The sequence below is a fragment of the Pseudomonas sp. GW821-FHT02H09 genome (assembly GCF_059421425.1).
In genome coordinates, this window is record NZ_JBWKVA010000058.1 from 1 (window position 1) to 576 (window position 576).

Below are 576 nucleotides of genomic sequence, written 5' to 3' on the forward strand. Positions count from 1 at the left end.
GGGCATGTAGTCGAAGCGCCAGGACGCGTTGTCGTCGGTCGGCAGGACGATACTTTTGGTTTCACCGCCGATGATATAGAGCACGAACAGGGCTTCGAACGCACTGCCCGGGTGCAGCTTGAGCTGCAGGGTGTTGGGGGTACGCACCAGGCTGAGCAACTGCGTGCCGTCGGCATTGCGGATGCTGCTGAGCAGCGGGTCGGTGCCGAAGGCCGTGTACTGGAGCGTGACGCTGTGGCCCTGCGGTGAAAGCATTTGCACCGGCATGGCCAACTGGCCTTGTCCGACCTGGAGAATTTCCACCAGGCCGGATTTGTGCTCGACGCGATAGCGCCGGTTACCCAGGTCATGGAAATGAAAGGAGTCGAGTTTCTTCTCCGGAATGACCGCTTCAGTGCCGCCGGGATTGACCTTGAAGGTTTCGCCGGTGTACAGCGACAGCACCCGGTTGTTGGGGTTGAATTGCGAGAGTTGCAAGTTCCAGCCCTTGCCGAAACCGCTGTCGCCGCTATTGAGCGGGTTGAAATTCAGTTGCAGCGGCACGACCGGGCCGCACAGGTTATTGGCCTTGAGTTC

The 576-nt window shown here is 59.9% G+C and carries 1 pseudogene; it reads right to left on the bottom strand.

Going from position 1 to position 576, the window contains the following annotated elements:
* A pseudogene (locus tag AC07VR_RS31635) lies at positions 1-576 on the bottom strand (sugar-binding protein); the annotation flags it as partial.